5 protein-coding genes are annotated in these 4,415 nt (G+C 69.2%); 2 read left to right on the plus strand and 3 right to left on the minus strand.

Features of this window, described 5'->3' with window-relative positions:
- Positions 1–1,158, minus strand: a 1,158-nt coding sequence (locus tag OP79_RS48660; RefSeq protein ID WP_033329658.1) for an IS110 family RNA-guided transposase, incomplete at its 3' end; no start/stop codon positions are given.
- Positions 1,159–1,618: 460 nt separating this feature from the next.
- Here OP79_RS48660 and OP79_RS48665 point away from each other — a divergent pair.
- Positions 1,619–2,467, plus strand: coding sequence for an IS5 family transposase (locus tag OP79_RS48665; protein WP_245685758.1), 849 nt, complete (start codon positions 1,619–1,621; stop codon positions 2,465–2,467).
- On the opposite strand, the gene OP79_RS48670 is transcribed toward OP79_RS48665, so the two are convergent.
- Together OP79_RS48670 and OP79_RS57930 are read right to left on the minus strand one after the other, a co-directional pair.
- Positions 2,415–2,966, minus strand: a complete 552-nt coding sequence (locus OP79_RS48670) for a hypothetical protein (protein WP_051745901.1) — start codon at positions 2,964–2,966, stop codon at positions 2,415–2,417. The genes OP79_RS48665 and OP79_RS48670 overlap by 53 nt on opposite strands.
- 962 nt (positions 2,967–3,928) lie before the next feature.
- On the minus strand, positions 3,929–4,057 hold the full coding sequence (locus tag OP79_RS57930; protein WP_281194659.1) for a hypothetical protein: 129 nt from the start codon (positions 4,055–4,057) through the stop codon (positions 3,929–3,931).
- A gap of 155 nt (positions 4,058–4,212) precedes the next feature.
- Between OP79_RS57930 and OP79_RS55860 the strand changes: the two genes are divergently transcribed.
- A complete protein-coding gene (locus OP79_RS55860; protein WP_157857547.1) occupies positions 4,213–4,353 on the plus strand; it encodes a phosphopantetheine-binding protein in 141 nt (46 codons plus the stop codon).
- Positions 4,354–4,415 lie beyond the last annotated feature (62 nt).

A 4,415-nucleotide genomic window follows, 5' to 3' on the forward strand; every position in this document is an offset into this window, starting at 1 on the left:
GTGGTAGAGCTGGCCGATCATGCGGTTGAAGAGGTTGCGCTGGGCGGCGGCGTGCCAGTCGCCGCGCTGGCGTCGTCGCCGGTAGTGGGCGTTCGCTCCGGCGGATGCTCGCAGTGAGGCGAAGGCCCAGAGGTAGCCGGCGTGGTTGAGCCGGTCGTTCTTCACCCACCGTCGCGTGATGGCCGACTTCTTGCCGGAGGCCCTGGTGATGGGTGAGGAGCCGGCGTATGCCTTCAGGCCGCGGGCGTCGATGAAGCGGGTGCGGTCGTCCCCGATTTCAGCCAGGATCCGGGCGGCGAGCTGGATGCCGAGCCCGGGGAAGCTCAGCAGGATCTCGGCGTCCGGGTGCTGAGGGAACGCCTCTTCCACCGCCTCGGCGAGGTCGTCGGCTGCGGTGCAGGCTGCTTCCAGCTGGATAAGGAGGGCGAGCATCTGCTTGCCGAGCGCCTCCTCGACCAGCGGCGGCTGGTGGGCCCACTCGGCACGGAAGACGTCGCGGACGCGGTCGGCCTCAACCTCGATGCCCCGCTTGCGGCCGGCTCGTTTCAGAGCGGCCTGGAGCTGGGTGCGGGTCAGCCGCGCGGCTCGGGAGGGAGTCGGTGCGGCTTTGAGGAATTCGCGGGCCTCGGGGCGACACAGGCCGTTGGTCCAGGTGGCGAAGGCTTCCAAGGCAGCGGGGTAGTACTCGCGCAGCAGGGAGCGGAGTTGGTTGGCGATCTGCTGCCGGTTCCACAGAGCGTCCTGTTGGGCTCGGGCGAGGACGGCGATCGCCCGGCCGAGGTCACTGTCCTGCGGCAGCGGCCGGTGGGCGTGCATGTCGGTGCGCAGGATGTTCGCGAGCACGAGGGCGTCGCCGGGGTCGGACTTCTTGCGCGAGACCGAGTGGCGGTCGCGGTAGCGGGCGGCGGCCAGCGGGTTGATCGCGTATACCTTCCGTTTTCCGGTCCGCAGCACGGCAACCAGCAGGCCGCGGGAGGTCTCGATCGCCACGGGGATCGGGTTGTCTTCTGTGTCTCCGTGTTCGGCGAGCAGTTCCAGAAGCAGTTTGTAGCCGGCCGCGTCGTCGGTGATGTGCCGCTTGGCAACCAACACCCCGGCGTCGTTGACCAGGGCAACGTCGTGGGTTCGTTCCGCCCAGTCGATTCCGCAGTAGATCAAGGTTGTCCCTCCCCGATGTGTAGGAGTTTGCGCTGGTCACGAGCGCATGCGGGCCACGCGAGCGACCTAATCCCAGGCATCAACCATCTTGCGGATGCGCCTCCACCTCACTAGCCGTTCGTGGCACCAGCGCACCCCACGGGCCTCGGTCTGCGCGGGAGCTCAAACAGCTCGGGCGTATCGAGAGGTCACCGTGCGGCGGGCTCGCACCACTAACACCAACGAGTGATCAAGTGGCGGGTGTTGACGGTGGTGGCGGCCCGCTGCACCGCATGTCGCCGCTCTGCCTTGAGGCCTCACACGCCAGGGCCTCTTAGGGCATCCATGCGGCACCCACGCGACCGCCACCACCATGAGCGCCAAGACCGCGCACGCTGTCTAAAGCGAGGCGTTGCCTGCCCGGCAGCCACGAGGTGTCGCGGTCCGGTCGCCCGCCGCGTCGTGCGATTGCCTCGCGCACGTGTACGGCAACGCGGCCGACCATCCCGATCGGGTACGCCGCTATCCGTCGGACATGACGGACGCGGAGTGGGCGGCCATCCGGCCGTTGCTGCCGGTGCCGGCCTGGCTCCAGGGCAGAGGCGGGCAGCCCGAGAGCTACTGCCACCGCCAGATGCTGGACGCGATCCGCTACCTGGTCGCGGGCGGGATCTCCTGGCGGGCGATGCCCGCGGACTTCCCCGCCTGGGGCCGGGTCTACGCCTTCTTCCGCCGCCGGCGCAAGCACGGGCTGATCGCCGAGTTCCACGACCGGCTGCACGGACGGGTCAGGGAGCGCGAGGGCCGTGAGGCCGAGCCCACGGCGGGGATCATCGACGCGCAGTCGGTACGGGCCGCCGCGACGGTGCCGGCCTCCTCACGCGGCTACGACGGCGGGAAGAAGGTGCCGGGCCGCAAACGGCACATCGTGACCGACTGCCTGGGCCTGCTCCTGGTCGTCTGCGTCACCGCCGCGAACATCGGCGACCGGGACGCCGCCGTGGGCCTGCTGACCCGGCTGCGCCGCCTGCACCGCGACATCACCCTCGTCTGGGCCGACAGCGGCTACACCGGCTCCCTCGTCGACTGGTGCCGGGACAAACTCGCCCTGACCCTGCAGATCGTCAAACGCACCGACGACATGCAGGGGTTCGTGGTGCTCCCCAGACGCTGGGTGGCAGAGCGCACATTCGCGTGGCTGATGAACTCCCGCCGCCTGGCCCGTGATGACGAAACGCTGCCCGCTTCCAGCGAGGCGATGATCCACTGGTCGATGGTCACACGGACGGGCCGGCGTCCGGCCCGGCCACGGACCGCAGGCCGACGCTGAATGCCCCCGACGTCTCCTGCAGCAGCCACCCGCGCTCCGCCAGACGCCTGGCCTTCGAGCGCACCCCCTCGACCTTCGCCGGCGTCGTCTCAAGACCCAGCCCCACCGCGATCTCCCTGGCCTTGAGCGGCCCTTGGCCCGCCGGGGTGCGCCCCTCCAGCACGCCCAGAATCCGCTGGCAGTCCGGCGCCAGCACCGTCACCGGCAGCCCCTCCCGCCAGGGCGGCACCGTCGAGCCCGGCACCGGCGCGGGCGAGGGCGCCGCTTCCTCCTCCGCCCCGGCCTCGGTCACGGCAGTCGTCCCGGCCGCGGAAGCGGCCAGCGCCTCGACCAGTTCCTCCCGCGCGATCACCCGCCGGTCCAGCTCGATCTCCGCGGCCTCCAACACCTCGGCCAACCGCGCGGCTTCCTCCCGCAGGCCCTCCACCCGCCCCCGGGCAGCCGCCTCCCGTTCCTCCAGCATTCCCAGCACCGACGCCACCGCGCACCCCTCGGCCATGAAGCGGACACAAGACGCCGCATCCCTCCCTCACCCCGAGCGGAACCATGCCTGACCAGCAGAAATCAAGGGATCACGTTCGGTTGAGAGACGGCTTCTAAGCCTGGGCCGAAGTCCCATGGGGTGTGCGGTGAGCAGGATCATGAGCCCGAGGGTGACGATATGGCGCGCTTCTTCCTCGTGCTGGTCTTCCTTCCAGGTGCTCCAGGCGCGAACCCAAGTCGGCTAGCAACGCCAGGGTGACGAGCGCGAGGCCGGCGTGGATCGTCCGCCGCTCGCGTTCTGCCCGCTGTCTTGCTCTCCCGGCTCGCGCCTTTGCCGCCTCCAGAGCGGCCTCGCGCTCAGCTCGGGTGGCGTGGTGGCGGCAACCTCGGCCGATCTCCTGGGGGAGTTTGCATGGAGTCCCTTTCTTGGTGGGACGTCCGCAGCGCGGCGCCGCTCGCCGTCTTCGAGAGCGGCCGTACCTGGTGGACATGGGGCGCATCGTGAACCACCCGCTCACACCGCCGGGGCACAACGGCCAAAGCAGGGGCTACGCACCGCTACCAAGTCGACCTTTGTGTATGCGACTTGGCTGCCATCGCCTCGACTTAGGGCACACAGAGGGCACGACACCCTCAAGTTGGACTAGACAAGAAACAAACCCCAGGCCGCTGACCTGGGGCTTAATCATGGAGCGGGTGACGAGAATCGAACTCGCGCTCTCAGCTTGGGAAGCTACGGCGCTTGGGTAGTCGCTGTGGCTCTGACCTGCACAGAGGTCTTCCCCATGGGTGGTCGCGCGGGTTGGATCGCACCGCTGTTGACCGTGGTTGTCCGCCCTTACGGGCACGCTGTGGGCACGGCGTCGGAGTAAGCGGTCTGGGAGTGGCCGACGGACCTTCGGAGGGGTCCGCATCCATGCGCTTCAGCCCAGCCAGAGATGCTGATTGCAGACGCGCACGGTCGCCTGCCCCCAGCTGTCACTCGACGTCGACTCCGTAGAAGCGAGCGAGGCCGTCGAGGCCGTCCGCCCAGCCCTGGCCGAGGGCGCGTAGCTCCCATGCGGGTCGGCCGTCGACGGGGTGGCGGTGCAGCTCGGCGACGACCATGGCTCGGATGTCCGGGTCTGCGGGAGGCTGGAAGGTCCATGCGGCCTCGCTGTCTTCATCCCCCCATTTTTCTGATGAGCCCGTGCCATGGTGGAGGTCATGCCGATGCCGGTAAGGAACCGCCAGATCACCCCTCGAGCCGCGCGGACTACGGCATGGACTCGCTTACGGCGGTCAACACTGTGGTCGACCTCGAGCAGCGGTTCGCCGTCGCCTTCCCCGACGACAGGATCATGTTCGCCATGCTCCATTCCGCCCGCACCCTGTGGAACGCCCTGTCGGAGCTGATCGCGTGAACACCCTCTGGAAGAGCCTGCCCAGCGACGTCGTCCCGGACGTGGTCGACGCCGAGCCGCTC

It is taken from the genome of Streptomyces yerevanensis, assembly GCF_000716805.1.
Lineage (GTDB): Bacteria > Actinomycetota > Actinomycetes > Streptomycetales > Streptomycetaceae > Streptomyces > Streptomyces flaveus.

Coding starts and splice junctions, on each gene's coding strand:
- OP79_RS48670 (WP_051745901.1), bottom strand. CDS start 2,966: ATGGCCGAGGGGTGCGCGGTGGCGTCGGTGCTGGGAATGCTGGAGGAA.
- OP79_RS57930 (WP_281194659.1), bottom strand. CDS start 4,057: ATGGTCGTCGCCGAGCTGCACCGCCACCCCGTCGACGGCCGACCCGCA.
- OP79_RS55860 (WP_157857547.1), top strand. CDS start 4,213: ATGGACTCGCTTACGGCGGTCAACACTGTGGTCGACCTCGAGCAGCGG.